This is a genomic window from Nocardioides caldifontis, assembly GCF_008087345.1.
Classification (GTDB): domain Bacteria; phylum Actinomycetota; class Actinomycetes; order Propionibacteriales; family Nocardioidaceae; genus Marmoricola_A; species Marmoricola_A caldifontis.
On sequence record NZ_VHIB01000001.1, the window covers coordinates 1,031,460 to 1,054,496 of the forward strand.

At 72.7% G+C, this 23,037-nt stretch carries 22 protein-coding genes and 3 pseudogenes; 13 read left to right on the forward strand and 12 right to left on the reverse strand.

Annotated elements, in window-relative coordinates; all coding sequences use genetic code 11:
• The gene (locus FIP57_RS13075) at positions 1-603 is read left to right on the forward strand and encodes a TetR/AcrR family transcriptional regulator (RefSeq protein ID WP_238993481.1); all 603 of its coding nucleotides are present in this window, start codon (positions 1-3) and stop codon (positions 601-603) included.
• A 96-nt stretch (positions 604-699) separates the two neighbouring features.
• On the opposite strand, the pseudogene FIP57_RS24045 reads toward FIP57_RS13075, so the two are convergent.
• From FIP57_RS24045 to FIP57_RS23670, 3 pseudogenes are all read right to left on the reverse strand, one after another.
• Positions 700-834 (reverse strand): annotated as a pseudogene (locus tag FIP57_RS24045) (GMC oxidoreductase); the annotation flags it as partial.
• 407 nt (positions 835-1,241) lie between these two features.
• Positions 1,242-1,412 (reverse strand): annotated as a pseudogene (locus FIP57_RS24320) (GMC family oxidoreductase N-terminal domain-containing protein); the annotation flags it as partial.
• 97 nt (positions 1,413-1,509) lie between these two features.
• Positions 1,510-2,081: pseudogene (locus FIP57_RS23670) on the reverse strand (GMC family oxidoreductase); the annotation flags it as partial.
• Positions 2,082-2,157: 76 nt separating this feature from the next.
• Between FIP57_RS23670 and FIP57_RS13100 the strand changes: the two are divergent.
• From FIP57_RS13100 to FIP57_RS13120, 5 genes are all read left to right on the forward strand, one after another.
• Complete coding sequence (locus tag FIP57_RS13100; RefSeq protein WP_148573898.1) at positions 2,158-2,517, forward strand: CidA/LrgA family protein; 360 nt, start codon at positions 2,158-2,160, stop codon at positions 2,515-2,517.
• Positions 2,514-3,245, forward strand: a complete 732-nt coding sequence (locus tag FIP57_RS13105) for an LrgB family protein (protein WP_238993430.1) — start codon at positions 2,514-2,516, stop codon at positions 3,243-3,245. The genes FIP57_RS13100 and FIP57_RS13105 overlap by 4 nt, the downstream gene beginning before the upstream one ends.
• A gap of 146 nt (positions 3,246-3,391) precedes the next feature.
• Positions 3,392-3,793 carry a Crp/Fnr family transcriptional regulator gene (locus FIP57_RS13110; RefSeq protein ID WP_238993431.1) on the forward strand — a complete coding sequence of 134 codons (402 nt, stop codon included), beginning with the start codon at positions 3,392-3,394 and terminating at the stop codon, positions 3,791-3,793.
• 29 nt (positions 3,794-3,822) lie between these two features.
• Positions 3,823-4,902 (forward strand): adenylate/guanylate cyclase domain-containing protein, encoded by a 1,080-nt coding sequence (locus tag FIP57_RS13115; RefSeq protein WP_148573900.1) that lies wholly within the window; start codon positions 3,823-3,825, stop codon positions 4,900-4,902.
• Positions 4,899-6,116: a phosphodiester glycosidase family protein gene (locus FIP57_RS13120; protein ID WP_148573901.1), complete on the forward strand. Its 1,218-nt coding sequence runs from the start codon at positions 4,899-4,901 to the stop codon at positions 6,114-6,116. The genes FIP57_RS13115 and FIP57_RS13120 overlap by 4 nt, the downstream gene beginning before the upstream one ends.
• A gap of 10 nt (positions 6,117-6,126) precedes the next feature.
• On the opposite strand, the gene FIP57_RS13125 is transcribed toward FIP57_RS13120, so the two are convergent.
• A complete protein-coding gene (locus tag FIP57_RS13125) occupies positions 6,127-7,329 on the reverse strand; it encodes a PucR family transcriptional regulator (RefSeq protein ID WP_238993432.1) in 1,203 nt (400 codons plus the stop codon).
• Positions 7,330-7,422: 93 nt separating this feature from the next.
• Here FIP57_RS13125 and FIP57_RS13130 point away from each other — a divergent pair, with 93 nt between their 5' ends.
• On the forward strand, positions 7,423-8,544 hold the full coding sequence (locus FIP57_RS13130; RefSeq protein WP_148573903.1) for a ferredoxin reductase: 1,122 nt from the start codon (positions 7,423-7,425) through the stop codon (positions 8,542-8,544).
• 49 nt (positions 8,545-8,593) lie between these two features.
• Positions 8,594-9,769: a fatty acid desaturase family protein gene (locus tag FIP57_RS13135; RefSeq protein ID WP_148573904.1), complete on the forward strand. Its 1,176-nt coding sequence runs from the start codon at positions 8,594-8,596 to the stop codon at positions 9,767-9,769.
• A 369-nt stretch (positions 9,770-10,138) separates the two neighbouring features.
• Here the strand turns inward: FIP57_RS13135 and FIP57_RS13140 are convergent, their stop codons facing one another.
• Genes FIP57_RS13140 through FIP57_RS13155 form a run of 4 tightly spaced genes read right to left on the reverse strand, consistent with a single transcriptional unit; the run spans position 10,139 to position 12,651 of the window.
• Positions 10,139-10,534 (reverse strand): PaaI family thioesterase, encoded by a 396-nt coding sequence (locus tag FIP57_RS13140; RefSeq protein ID WP_148573905.1) that lies wholly within the window; start codon positions 10,532-10,534, stop codon positions 10,139-10,141.
• Positions 10,534-11,295 carry a phosphoglyceromutase gene (locus FIP57_RS13145; protein WP_148573906.1) on the reverse strand — a complete coding sequence of 254 codons (762 nt, stop codon included), beginning with the start codon at positions 11,293-11,295 and terminating at the stop codon, positions 10,534-10,536. The genes FIP57_RS13140 and FIP57_RS13145 overlap by 1 nt, the downstream gene beginning before the upstream one ends.
• An 8-nt stretch (positions 11,296-11,303) precedes the next feature.
• Complete coding sequence (locus FIP57_RS13150) at positions 11,304-11,876, reverse strand: copper chaperone PCu(A)C (RefSeq protein WP_148573907.1); 573 nt, start codon at positions 11,874-11,876, stop codon at positions 11,304-11,306.
• 58 nt (positions 11,877-11,934) lie between these two features.
• Positions 11,935-12,651, reverse strand: a complete 717-nt coding sequence (locus FIP57_RS13155; protein ID WP_148573908.1) for a UbiA family prenyltransferase — start codon at positions 12,649-12,651, stop codon at positions 11,935-11,937.
• 181 nt (positions 12,652-12,832) lie between these two features.
• Here FIP57_RS13155 and FIP57_RS13160 point away from each other — a divergent pair, with 181 nt between their 5' ends.
• Complete coding sequence (locus tag FIP57_RS13160) at positions 12,833-13,318, forward strand: CarD family transcriptional regulator (protein WP_148573909.1); 486 nt, start codon at positions 12,833-12,835, stop codon at positions 13,316-13,318.
• 63 nt (positions 13,319-13,381) lie between these two features.
• Here FIP57_RS13160 and FIP57_RS13165 read toward each other — a convergent pair whose 3' ends face one another.
• Positions 13,382-14,311 (reverse strand): alpha/beta fold hydrolase, encoded by a 930-nt coding sequence (locus FIP57_RS13165; protein WP_162529800.1) that lies wholly within the window; start codon positions 14,309-14,311, stop codon positions 13,382-13,384.
• Complete coding sequence (locus FIP57_RS23245) at positions 14,311-16,152, reverse strand: hypothetical protein (RefSeq protein WP_162529801.1); 1,842 nt, start codon at positions 16,150-16,152, stop codon at positions 14,311-14,313. The genes FIP57_RS13165 and FIP57_RS23245 overlap by 1 nt, the downstream gene beginning before the upstream one ends.
• Before the next feature lie 99 nt (positions 16,153-16,251).
• Here FIP57_RS23245 and FIP57_RS13170 point away from each other — a divergent pair, with 99 nt between their 5' ends.
• Positions 16,252-17,007, forward strand: a complete 756-nt coding sequence (locus FIP57_RS13170) for a MerR family transcriptional regulator (protein ID WP_162529802.1) — start codon at positions 16,252-16,254, stop codon at positions 17,005-17,007.
• A 93-nt stretch (positions 17,008-17,100) separates the two neighbouring features.
• Here FIP57_RS13170 and ispF read toward each other — a convergent pair whose 3' ends face one another.
• Positions 17,101-17,583: a 2-C-methyl-D-erythritol 2,4-cyclodiphosphate synthase gene (gene ispF, locus FIP57_RS13175; protein ID WP_148573912.1), complete on the reverse strand. Its 483-nt coding sequence runs from the start codon at positions 17,581-17,583 to the stop codon at positions 17,101-17,103.
• Between the two features lie 44 nt (positions 17,584-17,627).
• Here ispF and FIP57_RS13180 point away from each other — a divergent pair, with 44 nt between their 5' ends.
• Complete coding sequence (locus tag FIP57_RS13180) at positions 17,628-19,130, forward strand: molybdopterin-dependent oxidoreductase (RefSeq protein ID WP_238993433.1); 1,503 nt, start codon at positions 17,628-17,630, stop codon at positions 19,128-19,130.
• Between the two features lie 21 nt (positions 19,131-19,151).
• Here the strand turns inward: FIP57_RS13180 and FIP57_RS13185 are convergent, their stop codons facing one another.
• Entirely contained in the window at positions 19,152-20,423 is a 1,272-nt protein-coding gene (locus FIP57_RS13185) for a peptidase C39 family protein (RefSeq protein ID WP_203231207.1), read from the reverse strand.
• 119 nt (positions 20,424-20,542) lie between these two features.
• Between FIP57_RS13185 and cysS the strand changes: the two genes are divergently transcribed.
• Complete coding sequence (gene cysS / locus FIP57_RS13190) at positions 20,543-21,955, forward strand: cysteine--tRNA ligase (protein WP_148573913.1); 1,413 nt, start codon at positions 20,543-20,545, stop codon at positions 21,953-21,955.
• On the forward strand, positions 21,955-22,899 hold the full coding sequence (gene rlmB, locus FIP57_RS13195; RefSeq protein WP_148573914.1) for a 23S rRNA (guanosine(2251)-2'-O)-methyltransferase RlmB: 945 nt from the start codon (positions 21,955-21,957) through the stop codon (positions 22,897-22,899). The genes cysS and rlmB overlap by 1 nt, the downstream gene beginning before the upstream one ends.
• The last annotated feature ends 138 nt before the right edge of the window (positions 22,900-23,037 follow it).

Below are 23,037 nucleotides of genomic sequence, written 5' to 3' on the forward strand. Positions count from 1 at the left end.
ATGTCGTCGGAGGAGCGCCGGGCGAGGCTCGTCGACGCGGCCATCCGTGTGATGACCCGCGACGGCGTCGCCCGCGCGACCACGCGTGCGATCACGGCCGAGGCGGAGATGCCGCTGGGCGTCTTCCACTACGCCTTCCACGACAAGGCCGAGCTGATGGCAATGGTCACCCAGACAATTTCTCGCCGGTCGAAGGCGGACATCGACGAGGCGGTGCTCTCCAGCGAGCCCGGCGAGGAGTGGGTCGCGATCGCCCTCGCGGGCTTGGTCGCCTACTTCGACCACGTCGTCGCGCACCCCGACGAGCACCTGGTCACCTACGAGCTGTCGGTGTCGGCGCTGCGCGACCCGGAGCTGCAGGACGCCGCGCGGCGGCAGTACGAGTACTACCTCACGGAGAACGAGAAGCTGCTGGTCGCCGCTGCCGAGCTCTTCGACGTCGAGTACGCCGTGCCGACCTCGGTGCTCACCCGGCTGATGTTCTCGCTCATGGACGGGCTGGCGCTCAACTGGCTGGCGAAGGGAGACGAGGAGGAGGCCCGGCAGGTCGTCGACCTCGCTGCCGAGCTGCTGGTGAGCCAGGTGCGGCCGAAGGCCGGCTGAGCCCGACCCCTCGAGCACCAGCTCCGCGCACCGCTCGCCGATCATGATCGCCGGCGCGTTGGTGTTGCCGCCGGTCACCGACGGCATGATCGAGGCGTCGGCGACCCGGAGCCCGTCGACGCCCCGCACCTTCAGCTCGGGATCGACCACCGCGCGCTCGTCGACCCCCAACCGGCAGGTGCCGACGGGGTGGTAGACCGAGTGCACGTAGTTCGGCAGCTCGCGCCGCATCGCCGCGTCGCTGAAGTACCTCGGCCCGGCCCGATCTCCGGACCGTCCCGCGGGACTCGGGATGGATCAGCGTCGGGAAGACGCTGCACCCCGGGGCCTTGGTCGGCGGGTCCACCCGCTTCGTGGTGTCGTCCTGGTTGGGCACCGGGTAGACCCAGTAGAGCTGGTGCAGCTGCAGGTCCGGGATCTCCCCGGCGTACGACGTGCGCACGAACGCCACCGACTCGAACGACGACCCCGCCGCCCAGGTCGAGCCCCGGCGCGCGCTCGCGCGCGAGGTTGCTGAGGAAGTAGGACGGCGTGGGGCGGCGCACCGCCGAGGCCATCCGGAACGAGACCGGCACGAACAGGTGGTCGTGAAGGTTGTCGCCGACCGGAAGGTCCGCGACGACGTCGACTCCGATCTCGCGGAGGTGCTCGGCCGGGCCGATGCCGGAGAGCATCAGCAGCTGCGGCGAGCCGTAGACGCCGCCGCAGACGATCACCTCGCGGTCGGCGCGCAAGAGCTCGGGCCCGTCCTCGCCGAGCAGCGCGACGCCCGTCGCCCGCGAGCCCTCGGTGACGACGCGGCTGACCAGCGCGTGGGTGACGACCGTGAGGTTGGGGGAGCCCGCCGTCGTGGAGGTACCCCTTCGACGTGGAGTAACGGGTGCCCCGGCCGACGGTCTGCTGGACGATCGAGACGCCTTCCTGGCTCGCGCCGTTGTAGTCGTCGTTGACCGGCGCGCCGAGCTTCTCCGACGTGGCCTGCATGAACGAGCGCGCCGCCTCGGTGAGGTTGCGCTGGCGTGTCACGTTCAGCGGCCCGTTCGACCCCCGGAGCTCGCTCGCGCCGTCCTCCCAGTCCTCGAGCTTCCGGAACGCCGGGAGCACGTCCTCGAACGCCCACCCCTTGCACCCTCGGCGGCCCAGTCGTCGAAGTTCTTCCGGTTGCCGCGGACGAACAGCATCCCGTTGACCGAGCTCGACCCGCCGAGCACCTTGCCGCGGGTCTGGGGGACGACCCGGTTCCACGCCTTCTCCTGCGGGACGGTCCTGAACCCCCAGTCGAACAACGGCTTCAGCTGCGGCGTCGAGTGCATGATCGCCACCGCGCCGGGGATCTCGAAGAGCAGCTTCGCCAGCCCCTTGCGGTCCGTCCCGCCGGCCTCGAGCAGGATCACGCTCGCACCGCTCTCGGCCAGCCGACGGGCGACCGCGCACCCTGCGCTGCCCGCTCCGACGACGACGTAGTCCGCAGCTCTCATGCCGCGGAATATAACGTGTTCTAGTTTCGCTGACCATCCGCGCGGCTCGGCCGGGGCTCGGTCCTATCCTGGGCCGGTGATCCGCGGGCTGCTCGTGCTGCTCGGCTGCCAGCTCGTCGGTGAGCTCCTGGCGGCCCTGCTCGGGCTCCACGTCCCCGGGCCGGTGCTCGGGATGGTGCTGCTGCTCGGGCTGCTGACGTGGCGACGTCCCGGTCCTGCCTCAGGCGTGGTCCGCGTCTCCGAGGGGCTCCTGCGCCACCTGCAGCTGCTCTTCGTCCCTGCGGGTGCAGGGGTCTTCTCCTCGCTCACGCTCATCGGCGCGTCCGCCGTACCTCTGGTCGCGGGGCTCGTCCTCTCATGGGGCGCCGCACTGCTCACCGCCGCCGGAGTGGCGCTCCTGCTGCTGCGTTGGCGTCCGGCGAAGGAGGGCGCGTGACCCTCGACCCCGGCGCTGCCTGGGACGCCGCCACCGGTTCGCCGGTCTTCGGCGTCCTGCTCACGCTGGCGGCCTACCAGGCCGGCCGCACCGCGTGGCACCGCACCGGCCGGCACCCGTTGGTGAACCCGGTGCTGGTCGCGGTGCTCCTCGTCGGCGTGGTGCTGTGGGCGACGCGGGTCGACTACGCGGAGTACCTCGAGGGCGGCCGGCTGGTCGCCCTCCTCCTCGGGCCGGCCACGGTCGCGCTGGCCTGGCCCTTGCACCAGGAGCTGCCGCTCGTACGCCGGGCCGCCGTCCCCGTCCTCGGCGCCGTCGTCGTCGGCTCGGGGATCGCTGTCGCGAGCGCCGTCGTGGTGACCGGGCTCCTCGGCGGCGGTGAGCTGCTCGCGCTGACCATGGCGCCGAAGTCCGCGACCACGCCGGTGTCGATCGCCCTCGCGGAGGACAACGGCGGGCTGCCGGCGCTCTCGGCGGTGCTCACGATCGTCGCGGGCATCCTCGGGGCGGTCACCGGGCCGTGGTTCCTGAGCCGGCTGCGGGTCGAGGACGCACGGGTGAGGGGGCTCGCGGTAGGGCTGGCCTCGCACGGGATCGGCACCGCCCAGATGCTCCACGAGAGCCGCACGGCGGGTGCCTTCGCCGGGTTGTCGATGGGGCTCACGGCGCTCGCCACGTCGATCTGGGTGCCGCTCCTGGTCCCGGTGCTGGTGCCGCTGGTGACCTGACGGGCTGCTCGTCGGAGCGGTGTGACGCGCGCTTCGCGTAACGCCGAGGGCCGGTGTGGCGTTGCCTGGACAGGGCACAGTGCGACCGGAAGGATCGTCCGGACGGCGCCGTGTGCCCGGCGTGACCACAGGAGAGGAGCACCCCCGTGCCCGAGTCCGTGAGCCTGGACCACATCGACCGGTTCTCGAACCTCAGTGACGACGAGGTCGCGAAGATCGCCCGGGTCGGCACCTACGTCACCGTCCCGGCCGACTGGGCGCTGATGGGGGAGGGGACCTCCGCGGACAAGGCCTACCTGCTGATCAGCGGCGAGGTCTCCGTCCGCCAGCACGGCAAGGAGATCGCCCGGCTCGGCCCCGGTGACGTCTTCGGCGAGATGGGGATCGTCGGCCACCGGCTGCGCACCGCGACGGTCGTGTCGCTGAGCCGGCTGGAGTGCCTGCACTTCACCCGCGAGAAGGTCGAGCAGCTCGCGGACGAGATCCCCGAGTTCCGCAAGGCCCTCGAGGTCGCCGCGGCCGAGAGGTCGATGCGGGAGCCGTCCTAGCCGGCGCCCACGGCTCGGGACGTGGCGGCGTGAGCCCGGAGCAGGAGCCCTCCGAGGAGCGGCCGGGGTTCGACCCCGAGGCGCTCTACGAGGAGATCGAGCGTGCGGTGCTCGGCAGCGCACGGAGGCTCAACCGGGTGGAGGTCGCCGAGGCGGCCGACGTCCCGCTCGAGCGGGCGGTGGAGCTCTGGCGTGCCCTCGGCTTCCCGGGCACCAGCAGCGACGACGAGGTGCTGTTCGTGGAGCGCGACGTCGAGGCATTGCGGCTGGTGACCTGGTTGGTGGAGTCGGGGTTCCTCGAGCGCGAGTTCGAGCTCACCTTGACCCGGAGCCTGGGGCGCAGCTTCGCCCGGCTCGCGGAGTGGGAGGTCACCGAGCTGGCGTCCGCGGCGATGTCCCGCTCGATGCTCACCGACAGCGGCCGGCTCGAGGAGATGCTCTCGCGGCTGCTCCCCGTCGTCGAGGACGTGCAGAACTACGTCTGGCGCCGCCACGTCGCCAGCGCCGCCGGCCGGATCCTCCTGCACCCCGGGTCGGAGGGCGGCACCCGGATGGCCGTCGGGTTCGCCGACATCGTCGGGTTCACCCGGCGCAGCCGCGGGATGAGCCACTCCCAGCTCAGCGAGCTGATCGAGGTCTTCGAGGCCACCGCCGCCCGCGTGGTCACCGAGCACCGGGGCCGGACGATCAAGACCATCGGCGACGAGGTGCTGTTCGTCGCCGACGACGTGCTCGACGCCGCCCGCATCGCGCTGGCGCTGGTCGAGGCCTCCGCCGACGAGGTCGCCTTTCCCGAGGTCCGTGTCGGCCTGGCGTACGGCGAGGTGGTGAGCCGGCTCGGCGACGTCTTCGGCCCGGTGGTCAACATCGCCTCCCGGCTGACCTCCCTGGCCAGGCCCGGACGGATCCTCGTCGACCGCGAGATGCACGAGCGGCTCGGGCCCCACGCCGACGAGGTGCGGGTGAAGCGGAGCCGGACCACGAGCGTGCGAGGCTACTCGCGGCTGGACACGTGGACCCTCAAGCGGCCGCGGCAGCGGGACGACACGAACGACGGCAAGCAGGGAAAGCGCAGCGGACGGCACCGGAAGGACAGCGAGGACGGGTGAGGACGGGTCGTGGGGTGGTCGCCGCCGGCGTGCTCGCCGTGGCGCTGGTGGCGCCGGTGGTCCCCACGGCGACGGGGGCGCCCCCGGGGGCGGACCGTGACCGCGACCGGTGGCTGCACAGCAGCGACGGGGCGTCCGGGGCGCTCGCCGGCCCACGCACCCGGGACGGCCGGCTGCGCGTCACCACGAAGGCGACGGGCACCCGCAAGGTCGCCCCGGGGCTCTGGTTCCGGCGGTGGGACCAGCCCGACGCCCGCGGTCGCACGGTCCGGGTCCACCTCCTCGACGCCCGGCTCGCGGCGCCCCGGCTGCGGCTGAGGTACGCCAGCACCACCCGGGTCGCCGACCGCGCCCCGCTGACCTCGTTCCTCCTGCCGCGCGCGGTCGGCGCGGTCAACGGCGACTTCTTCGACATCGGCGACACCGGGGCGCCTCGCGGCGTGGGTGTCGACCAGGGGGCGGTGCGCCAGGGGCCCCGCAGCGGCCGCAACGTCACCCTCACCGTCGTCGGCCGCAACCGGGTGCACGTCGGCGAGACCCCGCTCGTCGCGCGCGTCGTCGGCCGGCCCGACCTGGTCGTCACCAACGTCAACTCGCCCGTGCTGCCGCCGGACGGGATCGGCGTCTACACCCCGGCGTGGGGGCCGTCCCCCGGCCGGGCTGTCACCGACGAGACCGGGCAGCGGCGCGTCCGCGAGGTCGTCGTACGACGCGGGCGAGTGGTGTCCAACGCCCGGCCGGCGAAGGGGCATCGGATCGAGGGGCGGCTGCTGGTCGGCGTCGGACGTGGCGCGCGGCAGCTCCAGGACGGGCTTCCCGTCGGCACCCGGGTCCGGCTCCGGGTCCGGGCGGTCGGTGACCCGAGGATCGCCATCGGCGGCAGCACGCTGCTGCTCCAGGACGGCAGGGTGACGGTCCTCGATGACGCGGTGAAGCACCCGCGGACTGCGGTCGGCGTCGACCGGGACACCGGCCGGCTGCTGCTCGTCGTCGCCGACGGCCGGCAGCGCACCAGCGTCGGGTTGACCCTGCGCGAGCTCGCGGAGCTGTTGCTGTCGCTCGGAGCCGAGGACGCGATCAACCTCGACGGCGGCGGCTCCTCGACGATCGTCGCGCGGCGCCCGAACGGCCGGCGCGGCGTGATGAACTCGCCGTCCGACGGGGCCCAGCGGCCGGTGCCGAACGGGCTCCAGCTGGTGCTCGCCAAGAAGTGACCTCGGGGGCTCAGGCCAGCGCGAGCGTCAGCCGGAGCACCCACGCCGGGTCCTCCAGCCGGTCGCCGTACAGCTCCCGCAGCTGCTGCATCCGGTAGCGCACCGTCTGCGGGTGCACGAACAGCTCCGCCGCGACCTCCTCGCGTCGCCCCTGGTGGAGCAGCCAGCTGCGCAGCGTGTCCTTGAGCTTCTCGGCCACCGCGGGCCGGAGGGCGTCGAGCGGCGCCAGCACCTGGAGCCGCAGGTCCTCGATCGCGTGCGGGTCCGCGCCGAGGATCAGCTCCGGCAGGTGCTGCTCGGTGTCGACGGCCTCGGGCGCCTGCCGCTCCAGCCCGAGCCGCACCACCCGGGCCGCCCGGTCGAACGACGACGCCGCCTGGAGCCACGGCCGCGCCGGCCCGACGACCGCCTCGCGACCCACGAGCCGGCGCATCAGCGTGGCCCGCGACCGGTTGGTCGAGCTCGGCACCAGCAGCACGGTGAGGTCGGGCCGGTCCTCCAGGCCGGGCACCTGCTCGGTGGGCTGGAGGGTCTGGGCGTCGACCTGCTGCAGCACCCCGCGAGAGCGTGACTCGGGGAGGATGACCGCGGTCAGCAGCCGCGGCGGCGTCCACTCGGCCCGCTCCGCCGCGGCCTCGAGGGCGTCGGGGGAGGAGCCGCGGAGGAGGTTCTGGGTGAGCCGCTCGAGGTACCGCTGGCGGACCCTCCCCGTGGTGGCCAGCTCGTCGGCGTGGCCGGCGGCGCTCGCGGCGGAGAGCTCGTCGATGTAGTCGAAGACCAGCTCGGCGAACTCCGCGACGGTCGGCGACGGCAGCCCCGCGCGCACCCCGGCGCCGCTCATGTCGCGCCAGGCGACCCGCGCGCCCACCCGGTAGGCGCTGAGCAGGGCATCCATCGAGCGGCCGCTGCGCGCCTCACCCCGGCCCAGCCCGTACGCCGCGTCGTAGACCTGCTCGTAGGACGCTCCCGCCCCCTCCGCGGCCCCGGACGCGATCGCCAGGAAGCCACCCAGCGCGAGCCGGACTGCGTTCTCGATGTTGCGCCCCATCTCGCCCTTGAACGGGTCGGCGTAGCTGGGCACCTCGGCCCGGATCGCGTCGACTACCTGGACCGCGACGGTCGGCAGCTCGGCGCGCATCGCGTCGACGGCGTCCGGAGGGAGGTCCAACGAGGCGGCAGGCTCGTCCGGACGCCACCGTCTGCGGTTGCTCAACGACGGCTCCTTTGTTCGCGGGGAACAATAGTGCCACCGATTTTCACGTGAGGCCGTCATGTGATTACCCGCGAAAGCGGGGAGATTGGGTCCATGAGCGCCACCACCTCCCCCCGCCAGCGCCGTCGCCCGACGTCGCTGCGCACCTGGGCCTGGCGGGTGGCCGAGTTCGCGACCACCCCGCTGGTCCCCGCCGACTACCTCGACCTCTTCGACCCGCTGCGCCCGGGCGCCGAGCTCCGCGGCAGGATCGAGGAGATCCACCCCGAGACCGCCGACGCCGCGACGATCGTCATCCGCCCCGGCGCCGACTGGGCCGGCCACGTGCCGGGCCAGTTCGTCCGGATCGGCATCGACGTCGACGGCGTCCGACTGTGGCGGGCCTACTCGCTCACCCACGGCCCGCGCGCCGACGGCCGGATCTCGGTCACCGTCAAGGCGGTCCCGGACGGCAAGGTGAGCAACCACCTCGTCCACCGCGCCAAGGCCGGCACGCTGGTCCATCTCGAGCAGGCCGCCGGCGAGTTCGTGCTCCCCACGGGCGGCGGCAAGTTCCTCTTCGTCACCGCCGGCTCGGGGATCACCCCCGTGATCGGGATGCTGCGCAACCTGTTCCCGGTCACCGACTCCGGGGCGGTGCACCTGCCCCGCAGCGCCGGCTACGACATCACCGTCGTGCACGTCGCGCCCAGCGAGCCGCAGTCGATCTTCCTCGACAACCTCCGCGAGCTCGACCGGGCCGGGCTGATCAACCTGGTCGCCCGCTACGACGACGAGCACGGCGTGCTCGACGTCGCCTCGCTGGGCGACCTCGTCCCCGACCTCGACGAGCGGGTCACCTTCGCTTGCGGCCCCGCCGGGCTGCTCGAGGCGATCGAGGCCCACCACACCGCCCGCGGGCTGCCGCTGCAGGTCGAGCAGTTCCGGGTGACCACGATCGTCGCCGGCGAGGGCGGCAAGGTCACCTTCGAGAAGGCCGGCACCACCGTCGACGCCGACGGCTCCACGCCGCTGCTCGACGCCGGCGAGAACGCCGGCGTGCTGATGCCCTCCGGATGCCGGATGGGCGTCTGCTTCGGCTGCGTCGTACCGCTGACGGAGGGGGCTGTCCGCGACCTCCGCGACGGCGCGCTGACCACCGCCGTCGAGGGCGACAACGTCCAGATCCAGACCTGCATCAACGCGGCGGCAGGCCCCTGCCGCATCGAACTCTGACCCTGACCCGCCGGCCTTGCCGAGCGAACCGCAACACCGAAGGAGCACGATGACCGTCCTGCAGAAGAAGCCCGTCAGCCCGATCGCCCACCTCACCGACGAGGACATCGAGACGATCGGCAAGGAGCTCGACGCGATCCGTGACGAGGTCCTGCGCGAGCGCGGCGAGCGCGACGCGGCGTACATCCGCAAGGTGATCGACGTGCAGCGCAAGCTCGAGCTCGGCAGCCGTGCGGTGCTGCTGGTCTCGATGTTCCCGCCGGCCTGGATCGCCGGGACGATCGGGCTCAGCGTGGCGAAGATCCTCGAGAACATGGAGATCGGCCACAACGTCATGCACGGCCAGTGGGACTGGATGCGTGACCCGAAGATCCACTCGACCGCGTGGGAGTGGGACAACGTCTCGCCGTCGGAGCAGTGGAAGCACTCGCACAACGAGCTCCACCACACGTACACGAACGTCGTCGGCAAGGACAACGACCTCGGCTACGGCATCATGCGCGTCGACGAGGACCAGCGCTGGGTGCCGTTCTACCTCGCGCAGCCGCTGTGGAACTTCGTCAACGCCTGCTTCTTCGAGTACGGCATCGCGGCCTACGACCTCGAGCTCGGCAAGAACCTCAAGAAGGGGCGCTGGAAGAACCCGGAGTTCAAGCGGCGCGCCAAGCAGGTCGGGGTGAAGATCCGTCGACAGATCGCGAAGGACTACGTCGTGCACCCGCTGCTCTCCGGACCGTCGGCGCTGCACACCCTCGCCGCGACCTTCACCGCGAACCTGGTCCGCAACCTGTGGACCCACTCGGTGATCATGTGCGGCCACTTCCCCAGCGGGGTGGAGACCTTCGAGCGCCGCTCGATCGTCGGGGAGACCCGCGGTGAGTGGTACCTGCGCCAGATGCTCGGCTCGGCCAACATCTCCGGCAGCAAGGCGATGCACATCATGACCGGGAACCTCTCGTACCAGATCGAGCACCACCTGTTCCCGGACCTGCCGTCGAACCGCTACCAGGAGATCGCCCCGAAGGTGAAGGAGATCTTCGACCGCTACGGGCTGAAGTACACGACCGGCCCGCTCCCGGTGCAGGTCGCCTCGGCCTGGGGGAAGATCATCCGGCTCTCGCTCCCCAACGACTTCATGAAGAAGAACGTGGCCCCGGTGATCGGTCTGGTCCGCCGCGACCGTCGGGGGAGCGCGGCGGAGACTCCCGCCACCAGCGCCGCCTGACCTTCTCTGCTCCACGGTCCCGCGAGCCGTCGCATCTTCACGCGGTCCAGGTGCCGAGTCGTCGCATCTTCACGCGAGATGAGTGCCGAGTCGTCGCATCTTCACGCGAGATGAGTGCCGACCCGGCGCATCTTCACGCGAGATGAGTGCCGACCCGGCGCGTCCTGCCTCTGATCGACCGCCGAGTCGGCGCGTCCTGCCGGGATACGGCGGAAGGATGCGCCGGCTCGACCGTCGTACGGCGCGAAGATGCGACGGCTCGGCACTGTCCGGCGTGAAGATGCGACGGCTCGGCACTGTCCAGCCGTGAAGATGCGACGGCTCGCGCCCCTTCAGCGGTGAAGATGCGACGGCTCGGCAGCGTGCGGGTCAGGCGAGGTTCTGGACCCTCAGCTGGCCGCGAGAGACGAGCCGGCCCTCGGTGTCGCGGGTCTCGACGACCCACACCTGCTGCGAGCGGCCCTGGTGGATCGGCGTGCCGGTCGACACCAGCTCGCCCTCGCTGACCGCACGATAGAAGTCGGTGCTGTTGCTGACACCGACGCACTTCCCCTTGTCGCCCAGCCAGGCGGCGGAGCCCATGCTGCCGAGGGTCTCGACGACGCTGGCGTGCACCCCGCCGTGCACGATCCCGTAGGGCTGGTGGTGCCGCTCGCCGGCGGTCCACCGGGCGACGACCTTCGCGCCGGAGACCTCGGTGAACTCCAGCCCGATGTGGCGCACGAACGGCCCGGCGGCGTCGCCGTTGACCAGCGACAAGTCCATCAGCGGCCCTGGTTGGCGACGGCCTGGATGGCCTCGGCGGCAGCCTCGGGGTCGAGGTACTCCCCGCCGCGCTGCACCGGGCGCAGCTCCTCGTCGAGCCGGTAGACGAGCGGGATCCCGGTCGGGATGTTCAGTCCCACGACGGCGTCCTCGCTCATGTCGTCGAGGTGCTTCACCAGCGCCCGGAGGCTGTTGCCGTGGGCGGCCACGCAGACGGTCTGGCCGCGACGGAGGTCGGGGACGATCGCGTCGTACCAGTAGGGGAGCATCCGCGCGACGACGTCCTTGAGGCACTCGGTGCGGGGCATGACCTCGGGCGGCAGGTCGGCGTACTTCGCGTCGCCCACCTGGGAGTACTCGTCGCCGTCCTCGATCGGCGGCGGCGGGGTGTCGTACGAGCGGCGCCAGAGCATGAACTGCTCCTCGCCGTACTGCTCCTTGGTCTGCTTCTTGTCCTTGCCCTGCAGGGCTCCGTAGTGGCGCTCGTTGAGCCGCCACGAACGTTTCACGGGAATCCACAGCCGGTCGGCGGCGTCGAGCGCGAGCTGGGCGGTGACGATGGCGCGCCGCAGGAGGCTCGTGTGCAGCACGTCGGGGAGGTAGCCGGCCTCGGCCATCAGCGTCCCGCCGCGCGCGGCCTCGGTGCGCCCCTTGTCGGTCAGGGGCACGTCGACCCAGCCGGTGAAGAGGTTCTTCGCGTTCCAGTCGCTCTCGCCGTGGCGGAGCAGGACCAGGGTGTACGGCGCAGCCGCAGCAGCCATGGGGCGGCTCACTCCTCGGGCGACTCGGTGGACGACTCGGTGGGCGTGTCCGTCGCGGAGGCGGTGGCCTCGGCGTCCGGGATCTCGACGTCCTCGTAGTCCTCGTTCTGCGCGAGGACAGGAACGTTGACGGTGACGTCGTCGGCGGTCTGGAACTGGAGGGTCAGCCGCAGGAACTTGCCGGGGAGGACCGACTCCTCGTCGCCGGTCACGGAGACCACCGCGGCGTCGTCGCCGGCGAGGTTCAGCAGCTCGCCGGCCGGGATGGTGGTCTCGCCGTCGCCCAGCTCGAAGGTGACCGGACTGCCGTCACCAGCGGCGACCACACCGGTGAGCTCGTCGTCCTCGTCGGTGTTGTTCACGAGCCCGACGACCAGCCGCCCGCTGCCCGGCGTGGCGCTCACCACCAGCGCGTTGAGGACGTCGATCGCACCGCTGCGGTCGATGACACCGTCGCCCGGCTGGTAGGGCTGGTCGGTCGCGGCGCCGAAGCTGACGCCGCAGGCGGACAGGGCGGGGACGGCCAGGAGCGCGGCAACGGCGGCCGCGACGGTCCGGCGCCGGGTTCGGGTGGCGTTCACGCGCCCGAGTCTAGGGGACGGGCAGGTCGGGACGACGGGGGCCACGAGGGGCGTGCGGCTACCGCTCCAGCCCGACGGTGAGCGCCGCGACGACGAGCCCGACGGTGACCGCGGCGAGGTAGAGCGAGGTGAGCAGCAGCAGCCGCGGCGCCCCCGTCCTGAGGGCGACCACGAGCGGGAGGCTGCGCACCTTGTTGCGGTTGTCGCCGACGAGGTCCGGGAGCGAGACCAGGAAGTGGACGCCGATCCCGAGCAGCGCGGCCAGCGCGGTCATCAGCGGCTCGGCCGGCCCGCCGTGGACGCCGCCGCCCCAGCCGCCGTACGACAGGAACGTCGGGTAGAGCCCGAAGCTGACCGCCCAGGGCAGCCACGACAGCGGGGTGGTCTTGATCCGGGTGTTGTAGACCCAGGCCGCCCCGACGGACAGCAGGTGGGCGACGCCGGCGACGGTGCCGTTGGAGATCGAGAGCGGGACGAGGAGGCAGGTGGCGCAGGCGACGGTGAAGGTGACCGTGCCGGGGTGGAGCCAGTCGCGGACGAGGGGTTTGTCGAGCCGCTCGACGGCGATGTCCCGTTCGCGGTCGGCCACGTCGTTGAGCCAGCCGGCGGTGGCGCGGCCGACGACGACGGTCACGAGGACCAGCAACACCTCGCGCGAGCTGCGGCCGGAGAGCGCCGCGGCGGCGGCCACCCCGATCGCGATCGCCAGCGTCAGCGCGGGGTGCGCGGCGAGCACCAGGGCGACCGCGGTGCCGGGGTTCCTCCTCAGCTGCATCCGTGCAGTATCGGCCACGGGAGCTGTCAGCAGGCGGACCTCAGGGGCGGTTCCCAGGGTGCCGACTGCACACAGCAGCGTCTGCTGTCAAGTCCCCATGTGGCCTCTGACCTGGGCAAACGACCGATCCGGCCGGTTCGGGACGTGTTAGACTAGTCACCTAGGAAGGGGTACTTCACATATGACTTTCACCGTCGGCGAAACGGTTGTCTACCCGAACCACGGCGCTGCCGTGATCGAGAACATCGAGACCCGCACCATCAAGGGCGAGGACAAGCTCTACCTGGTCCTCCGCATCGTCGCCCAGCAGGACCTGGTCGTCCGCGTCCCGGCCTGCAACCTCGACCTCGTCGGCGTCCGCGACGTCGTCGACAAGGAGGGGCTCGACCGCGTCTTCGACGTGCTGCGCGCGCCGCACACCGAGGAGCCCACCAACTGGTCGCGTCGTTACAAGGCGAACCTCGAGAAGCTGCACTCGGGCGACGTCATGAAGGTGGCTGAGGTCGTCCGCGACCTCTGGCGCCGCGAGCGTGACCGCGGGCTGTCGGCCGGCGAGAAGCGGATGCTGGCGAAGGCCCGCCAGATCCTCGTCTCGGAGCTGGCGCTCGCCGAGCGCACCAACGAGGACAAGGCGGAGACGCTGCTCGACGAGGTGCTCGCCTCCTGAGCGCTCGTCGCTGAACGGAGCAGAAGCCCCCTCGACCACCCGGTCGAGGGGGCTTCTGCCGTGTCAGGGGTGCGTCGTCGAGGCTGTGAGCTCAGCGGGCGACGCGGGTACCTGGGCGGCGAGTGCGTCCGCGACCAGCTGCTCGAGCGCCGCGGAGACGTGCCGGTCGCGCTCGAGCGGCAGCATGTGCCCTGCTCCGGGAGAGATCAGCAACCGGGCGCCCGGGATCGCCGCGGCGAGCCGGCGCGCGTGGGACAGCGGCGTCAGCGCGTCCCGGTCGCCGGCGAGGACGATCGTCGGGATCCCGGTGAGCGCTGGGCCGAGCGGCTCGAGGCGGTCGTGGCGCATCAGGTCCTCGAAGAAGCCGGTCATCGACTCCGCCGGCGTGTTCACCAGCGCCTCGACCGCGAGCATGTGGTCGCGCAGCCGCATCTCGTCGCCGAAGAGGAACCGGCGCACCACCACCGACTCGGTCACCGGCGCCTTCAGTCGGCGGCGCCTGCTGAGCCGCTTGGCCCGGAACGCCAGCAGGTAGGGGATCAGGTCCTTGCCCCGGTCCCCGAGGTCCGGGAGCCCGAGCGTGACGGTGCGCAGGTCGCCGCCGGAGGTGGCCACCAGGCAGACACCGCGGACCCGCTCCGCGAAGAGCTCCGGGCGGCGCGCGGCGAGCTCCATCAGCGTCATCCCGCCGATGCTGTGGCCGGCGAGGACGAGGTCGCCGCGCGGCGCGTGGCGGTCGATCAGGTCGGAGAGGTCACGGCTGAGGTTCTCGATCGTCGCCGTCTCGCGCGAGGTCCGCTCCGAGGAGCCGTGGCCGCGGTGGTCGTAGGTGACGATCCGGATCGTGTGGCCGAAGGCGGCCCGGAGGTCGCGCACCTGGTAGCGCCAGGCGTCGTGGTCGGCGGTCCAGCAGTGGGAGAGCACCACGGTGAGCGGCGCGTCGTCCGGGCCTTCCACGCGCACGTGCAGCTCGAGCCCGTCGTGGGTGCGCATCAGCGGACCTCCTCCAGCCCGCGCTCGCGCGCCTCCACCGGAGCGGTCGCGGTGCGGCGGCCGGCGACGGTGTAGCCGGCGGCCACGACGGCGAGGAGCGCGGCGAAGACCAGGCCGACGCTCAGGTAGCCGGCACCCCAGAGCCATGCGGGGACGTCGCCGACGCGCTCGCGCTGCAGGATCTCGTGCTCGGCGACGAAGGCGCGGGGTCCGTTACGGGGTTCGTACGCCGGGGCGGGAATGGCCGGGTCCTCGGGCAGGTACACCGGCGCGGCGACCATCGTGTGCAGCCCGGTGTGCAGCCGCACCAGCGACTTCCACGAGCCGTCCACCGGCACGGGACCGTCCGTGCGGTAGTGCCCGGCAGCGACGCGTTCGAGCTCGTTGCGGACCATCCCGTCGGCGGTGCCGCCGCCCTGCCAGGACAGGACCTGGAACCAGGTGGCGTCCTCGACCACCGCCTCGTCCACGCGTACGTCGAGCACCGCGCGGCCGCCTTCCACCGGACCGACCGTGACGTCCACCTCCGCCTCGACGTCGTCGCGCGGCGGGACGTTCCAGGCGAACACCGCGACGACCGCCAGCAGCCCGGCGAGCGCCACGACGCCGGGAACCGGCCGGCTCGTGGGACGGGACCCGGCTCGCCGCGGGGCGGGCACGGTCCCGCCCTCGACCCCGGCCTCGACTCCGAGCAGCTTCCCGTGCAGCCAGGTCGCCACCACGCCGGTGCCGGCGCCGACCACCACGCCGAGGGCGATCGCCCACGGGAGCAGCTCCGCCGGCCACTCGACCGGACGGAACCCGTTGGTCCACAACGGCTCCAGGCCGACCGTGGCGCCGCCGACGAGGGCGCCGGCCACCACGCCGTACGCCGTGGTGGGGCGGGCGGAGCGGGCGAGCAGCAGCCCGACGAGCAGCCCGCCGGCGGCGAGCGGGAAGCGCGGCGAGAGTGCGTTCCACACCTGCTCGTTGACGACGAGCAGCACGGTCTGGAACCCCACGTAGAACAGCCACACCGCGCCGACCATCAGGGCGCCGCGGTGGGCGGCCATCACGAAGGCGGCGGTGGTGCCGACGGTGAGCACGACCGCGTCCATGACGAGCGGGAACTGCGGGACGCCGAAGGCGAACTCGAGCAGGAAGGCGACCGGCCCGATGAGCAGGTAGGCCAGCGAGACGAAGGTGACCAGCGGCGCGGCGAGGGTGCGGCCGACCTGACGGGCCTCGGCCGCGGCGAGGAGCAGGCCGTAGGGGAGCATCACGGTGCCGCCGATCATCAGCACGTGGGTCGGCCCCCACTCGGTGACGTCCTGGCCGAAGAGCCGGTGCCACACGTCGTCGAGCGGGAAACCGGCGAGCGCGCAGAGCGAGACCCCCGTGACCACCGCGGGGCCCAGCGGCGTCCGCCAGGTGCGGGTCACCCGGAGCGTGCGGCGGGGGAGGCCGTCGTTCGCCAGCGCCATCCCGAGGGCGCCGCCGAAGAAGATCGCGAGCAGCCCGAGGAAGATCAGGTAGTGCGACGGGTTCGCCAGCGGCCCCTCGTCGCGCCCCTCGGTGATGTGGTAGCTGACGTCCCAGTAGACCCCGACCGCACCGGACACGGCGCCGAGCAGGCAGATCACCGTCGGCAGCGCGAACCAGCGCGGCCCGCCCTCGACCGATGCCACGAGGTCGGCGGCCCGGCCGACGAGCGTGGCGCGCCCGCGGCGCTCGTGGAGGATCACCCAGGCCAGCACCAGGTAGGCGAGCCCGGTGAAGCCGCAGACCACCAGCAGCTGGTCGGTCGGCGCTCCGCCGGCGGACGGCGTGGTCGCGGCGGTGGCGAGGAGGGTGCGGGGCATCGGGTGCTCCTGACGGGTGCGACGGGAGGATGTGACATCAACGATGTAACATCGAGAATGGCACATGGCTGGTGGCGCATGTCAAGGGAGGAGGCGCTGGTGTCGGCTGGGACACTCGGCGGTGTGGAGGAGCTGACCATCGACCGGCTCGCGGCGGCCGCGAACATGACGGTCCGCAACGTCCGGGCGTACGCCGGACGCGGGCTCCTGCCTCCGCCGAGGCTGGTCGGGCGCACCGGCTACTACTCGCAGGAGCACGTCGACCGGCTGCTGCTCATCCGCGACCTGCAGGAGCGCGGCTACACGCTGGGCGCCATCGAGGACGCCCTCCAGCGCAACGCCGGCGTCAGCCCGTCCCACGCCCTCGACCTGCTCCAGGTGCTCAACGACCCGCGGTCGCCGCAGCAGCCGGAGCGGATGACCCGCGCCGAGCTCGCCCGGCTGGCGGCGGTGGAGCAGGACAGCGACTTCGTCGACCGGCTCGCCGAGCTCGGGCTGGTCGAGGTGGCCGACGACGGCGAGCTGCTGCTCCTCGAGCCGGCGATCGTCCGGGCCGGTGCGCAGGCGGTGGCCCTCGGGCTGAGCCGGGAGTCGGTGCTCGGGCTGCTGCCGTTCATCGCCACCCGGATGGCCGAGGTGGCCAAGAAGTTCGTCGACGAGGTGCGCGCCCAGGTGTGGCAGCCGTTCACCGAGGCCGGGTTCCCCGAGGAGCAGTGGCCGGAGATGCTGCGGCTGATCGAGTCGCTGCTGCCGACGGCGGGCCAGGCCGTGGTCTCGGTGTTCCGGCGGGAGCTCAACGCGGCCATCGACGAGGCGCTCGGCGAGGAGATCGCCCGGCTGGGCAGCACGGACTGAGCGGTCGCCCTCCCTCATCCGGTGCAGCCGGGTCCTCCCACGGCCGGATCGGAGCCCATCTGCACGGCATGAGAGTTCAGCCGGTTGGGACCATCAGCCGGTCGGGACCACCAGTGCCGTCGCGATCGCCGCGACCCCCTCGCCCCGGCCGGTGAGCCCGAGCCCGTCGGAGGTCGTGGCCGACACCGACACCGGGGCGCCGACCGCCTCGGAGAGCGCGGTCTGGGCCTCCGCGCGACGGGGACCGATCTTCGGCCGGTTGCCGACCACCTGCACGGCGACGTTGCCGATCTCGAACCCCGCCTCGCGCACCCGACGGGCCGCTTCCGCGAGCAGCGTCACCCCGGCGGCGCCCGCCCACCCCGGCTCGGCGGTGCCGAAGTGCGAGCCCAGGTCGCCGATCCCGGCCGCGGAGAAGAGCGCGTCGCAGGCCGCGTGGGCCGCCACGTCGGCGTCGGAGTGGCCGGCCAGACCGCGCGGCTCGTCGGGGAAGTGGAGCCCGGCCAGCCACATCGGGGCGCCGTCGGCGAAGGCGTGGACGTCGGTGCCGACACCGACCCGCGGAGTGGCGGTCATGGTCCGCATCATCGCGCACGGCACGGACCAGGCACGATAGGGCCGTGACCACCGACCGTCCGCGGCTCCTGCTCGCGGCCGCCGGCGTGCTGACCGGCGTCGCGGGGCTCGCGGTGAGCCTCGCCACCGCGGCGGCCCTGCACGAGCGGCTCGACCCGCCGACCGCGGTGGCCGAGGCGGTCGTCGACGTGACCCCGGGACGGGCCGCCAAGGCTTTGATCGACCTCGTCGGCGACAACGACAAGCCGCTGCTGATCGCCGGCGTCGTCGTCGGTCTGCTGGCGCTGTCGGCCCTCGGCGGCGTGCTGACCGCCCGGGGACGGTGGCAGGGGTTCGCGGTGTTCGTCGGGATGGGGCTGGTCGCCGGCGTCGCCGTGGCCACCCGGCCGAACACCGGCACGGCGGCGCTGCTGCCGGTCGTCCTCGGCACGCTCACCTGGCTCGCGGTGCTGCCGCTCCTCATCCTCCCGCTGCGATCGTCCGACGCCGAGGGGCGGCGCCGGTTCCTCGTCCAGGCCGGCGTGGTCGCCGCGGGCGCGGCCGTCGTCGGGATCGGGAGCCGGTTCCTCGGTCGCCGCCGCCGCGTGGTGGAGGAGGCCCGCGCGGACCTGGAGCTGCCGGTGACCGACGGGGTGGTCCCGGAGGGCGCCGACCTCGAGGTCGCCGGGCTGGTGCCGTGGCGGGTGGCCAACGAGGACTTCTACCGGATCGACACCGCGCTGGTGGTCCCGGCCGTCGAGGTCGACACGTGGCGGCTGCGGGTCCACGGGATGGTCGAGCGCGAGCTCACCCTGACCTTCGACGACCTGCTCGACCGCCGGCTCACCGAGGCCTGGCTGACCCTCACCTGTGTCTCCAACCCGGTCGGCCAGGACCTGATCGGCAACGCCTGGTGGAGCGGTGTCCGGGTCGCCGACGTGCTCGCCGAGGCCGGGCCGCTGCCCGGCGCGGACGCGGTCCTGCAGACCTCCGAGGACGGCTGGACCTGCGGGACCCCGCTCGAGGCGCTCACCGACGACCGCAACGCGCTGCTCGCGGTGGCGATGAACGGCGAGCCGCTCCCGCTCGAGCACGGGTTCCCCGTGCGGATGGTGGTGCCGGGGCTCTACGGCTACGTCTCGGCGACCAAGTGGCTGGTCGACCTCGAGGTCACCCGGTTCGACGACTTCGAGGCGTTCTGGACCGAGCGCGGGTGGTCGCCGCAGGGGCCGGTGAAGACCCAGTCGCGGATCGACGTACCGGTGGCGAACCACCGCGTGACCTCCGGGCCGGTGGTCGTCGCCGGGGTGGCGTGGGCGCAGCACACCGGTGTCGAGGCGGTCGAGGTCCGGCTCGACGGCGGGGCGTGGACCCCGGTGGAGCTCGGCCGGGTCCCGTCGGTGGACACCTGGGTGCAGTGGTCCGGGACCATCGAGGTGGAGCCCGGGGTGCACACCCTGGCGGTGCGGGCCACCGACCGCTCCGGCTACACCCAGACCGGCGTGCAGCGCGACGTCGTCCCGGACGGGGCGACCGGCTGGCACACCATCGAGTTCACCGCGGAGTGAGCCCGTCCGGTGACCCGCCCGTCACCAGGCGCCCTTGGCCCCCGGTGCGGGGAGCGGGTGCGCCTTGTCGTGGACGATGTAGGCGATGCCGCCCGAGCCGCCGGCGCTGCCGCGCTTGAGCCAGGCGTCCTCGAACTGCCCGCGGTCGTACGTCCGCCGGACCCCGCTCCGGGTCGGCGCCGCCGGGTCGTTGACGACCACGTCGCCGTTGCCCTTGAACCCGACGACCACCATCAGGTGGCCGTTCGTGGAGCTGATCGGGGCGCCGGTGAGCTGGCCGGAGGAGAACGCGACGGAGGTGACCACCGGGATGCCGGCGGCGACGAACTTCTCCGCCTCGCGCAGGCTGCGGAGCCGGGTCACGAAGGCGTGCCCGGTGCGGCTCGCGGCGTACGCGGTGTTGAAGGGCCAGTTGCCGGTGCCGCCGAAGCCGTTGTCGTAGGTGCTCCGCGCGAGGTGCGCGACGACCCGGTCGGGGTAGTCCTTGCGGACCCAGCGGTACTGCGACGCCGGCGGGAGGGCCCCGTAGTAGCCGAGGACCATCGTCGTGGAGGTCGGCGAGCACCAGGCCGCGCCGCCCCCGTCGTACTGCTGGTAGTAGCCGCGGTGCGCCATCTGGCTGTACGACGGGACGGGAAGCACGGTCCCGCGCCGGCTGGCGACGCCGGGCTTCGAGGTGGTGACCCCGGTCGAGGACGGGACGCGGGAGACCATCGCGCCGACCGCCTTGACCTTGGGGGTGGCGGCGGTGCCGGCCCGGCGCATCAGCGTGACCCGGAGCTGCCAGGAGCTGACCCCCGAGGTGACCCAGGTGTCCCAGGCGACCCGGCCGAGGTCGTCGCTCTGGCCGGAGTACGAGCGGCGCTTCACGGTGCGGTCGTCGAGCGCCCAGTTGGTGATCGCGTCCCAGGTCGACCGCTTGGGCCCCTTGCCGCGGACCTCGACGCGGACGTAGGTGTCGCCCGGCGTGGTCGCCGTCCACGACGGGACGAGCTCGGTGAGCGAGAACCCCTGCTTCACCCAGGGCGAGACCCACTGACCGTACTCGTAGCCGCCGGTGGTCCCGACCGGCTTGGTGATCCGCAGCGTCCCCTTGCGGGCCGAGAGGCCGCGCAGCGTGCCGGCCTTCATCTGGGCGCCGGTGGTGAACTCGCGGTAGTCGACGCGGCGCGGCTCCGCCTGCGCGGTGGAGGCGGCCTCCGAGGCGCCGGCGGTGAGCGGCAGCAGCGCGGCCGGCAGGGCCGCGGCGACGAGCGCGGTCAGGGTCCTGGTCATCAGTCGTGTGGTGCGCACCCGTCCGACGGTAGGTGCCGTTCCGCCTCTTGTGTTCACTTTCGTCACATCCGTTACCGACCCTTGACCCTCGGGTACGGCGGTCAGCGGCGCGTCCTGCCGCCCGTAGGATCGACCCCGTGACGATCCGGCTGTACGACACCGTGTCCCGGGAGGTGCGACCCCTGACCCCGTTGGTCGAGGGGAAGGTGGGCATCTACCTGTGCGGGCTGACCGTGCAGTCCGAGCCGCACGTCGGCCACGTCCGGTCGGCGGTCAACTTCGACCTGCTGCGCCGCTGGCTCACCCACCGCGGGCTCGAGGTGACGCTGATCCGCAACGTCACCGACATCGACGACAAGATCCTGGTGAAGTCGGCCGAGCAGGGGCGGCCCTGGTACAACCTCGCCTACGACATGGCGCGCGAGCTGACCCGGGCCTACGAGGCGCTCAACGTGCTGCCGCCCACCTACGAGCCGCTGGCCACCGGCCACGTGCCGGAGATGATCGCGCTGATCGAGGCGCTGGTCGAGCGGGGCCACGCCTATGCGGCCGCCGACGGGTCGGGCGACGTCTACTTCGACGTCCGGTCGTGGCCGGCGTACGGCGAGCTGAGCGGGCAGAAGATCGACGAGATGAGCCCGGCGGAGGACGCCGACCCGCGCGGCAAGCGGGACCCCCGCGACTTCGCGCTCTGGAAGGGGCGCAAGGCGAGCGAGCCGGAGTCGGCCTCGTGGCCCTCGCCGTGGGGCCCCGGTCGGCCGGGGTGGCACATCGAGTGCTCGGCGATGGCGCTGAAGTACCTAGGCGGTGCGTTCGACGTCCACGGTGGCGGCGTCGACCTGCGGTTCCCGCACCACGAGAACGAGATGGCGCAGTCGCGCGCGGCCGGCTACGACTTCGCCTCGACCTGGATGCACAACGCCTGGATCACGACCGCCGGCGAGAAGATGAGCAAGTCGCTGGGCAACAGCCTGACGATCCCGTCGGTGCTCGAGCGCAACCGGGCGATCGACCTGCGGTTCTACATGGTCTCGGCGCACTACCGCTCGACGGTGGAGTTCTCCTTCGAGGCGCTCGACGAGGCTGCGGCCGGGTTCCAGCGCATCGAGCACTTCCTCGAGCGGGCGGTGGCGTTGCTCGGCACCGTCGAGCCCGGCGAGGTGCCTCCTGCGTTCGCCGAGGCGATGGACGACGACCTCGGCGCACCGGCGGCGGTCGCGGTGCTCCACTCGACGGTCCGCGAGTGCAACAAGCTGCTCGGCGGTGCCCCCACCGACGAGCTGCGCGATCTCGCCGGCCAGGTGCGCGCGATGCTCGGCGTGCTCGGGGTCGACCCGCTCGACGAGCACTGGTCCGCGGGCAGCGGCTCGTCCGACGAGCAGCGGCTCCACGACGCCGTGGACGCGCTGGTCGCAGGGCTGCTCGAGCAGCGGCAGGAGGCCCGCAAGTCCAAGGACTTCGCCGCCGCCGACGCGATCCGCGACCGCATCAAGGCGGCCGGCATCGAGGTCGAGGACACCCCGTCCGGTCCGGTCTGGAGCCTGCGCTGATGGCGGGCAACTCGTCGAGGCGCGGCGCGATCCGCAAGACCTCCAAGGGCAACCCCACCGCGGGCTCGGGCGGCCGGGTCCGCCGCGGGCTCGAGGGCAAGGGGCCGACGCCGAAGGCCGCGGAGCGCGAGGGGCACAAGGCCTACAAGGCGAAGAAGCGTGCGGAGAAGGCCGCGCCCAAGCCTCGGCGGAGCAAGAGCTCCGAGGTCGAGTGGGTGGCCGGCCGCAACTCGGTCGTCGAGGCGCTGCGGGCGGGGATGCCGGTCTCCGCGGTCTACGTCGCCGAGGGCGCCGAGCGCGACGGCCGGCTCCGCGAGGTCTTCCGGGTCGCCGCCGACCGGGGCATCGCGCTGCTCGAGGTCGCCCGCCCCGAGCTCGACCGGCTGACCCAGGGGGCGGTGCACCAGGGGCTCGCGGCCAAGGTGCCGCCGTACGAGTACGCCCACCCCGACGACCTCCTTGAGCAGGCGTCCGCGGCCGGCGACCCGCCGCTGATCGTCGCGCTCGACTCGGTCACCGACCCGCGCAACCTCGGTGCGGTGGTCCGCAGCGCCTCCGGCTTCGGAGCGCACGGCGTGCTCATCCCCGAGCGGCGCGCCGCCGGGATGACCGCCTCGGCGTGGAAGACCTCGGCCGGGGCCGCGGCGCGCGTGCCGGTCGCGCAGGCGGTGAACCTCACCCGGCAGCTGAAGGCCTACCAGGACGCCGGCTGCATGGTGGTCGGACTGGCCGCCGACGGCGACGTCTCGCTGCCCGACCTCGACCTCGCCGACGGCCCGCTCGTCCTCGTCGTCGGCTCCGAGGGCGACGGGCTCTCCCGGCTCGTCGCCGAGACCTGCGACCAGCTGGTCTCGATCCCGATGGTCGACGACCTCGAGTCGCTGAACGCCGGAGTCGCGGCCGGGATCGCGCTCTACGCGATCGCGGAGAAGCGCCGGGGCTGAGGCTGGGGCCGCAAAACCCCATGGTGCCCTGGGAAACCGGTGCTCCCCACAGGTCGCAGTCGATGGGAAGCACCAGGTTCCTGTGGGGAGTGGCTCGCGTCACCGCCGGAACCGGTTCTCCAGCAGGCCGGTGAGGGT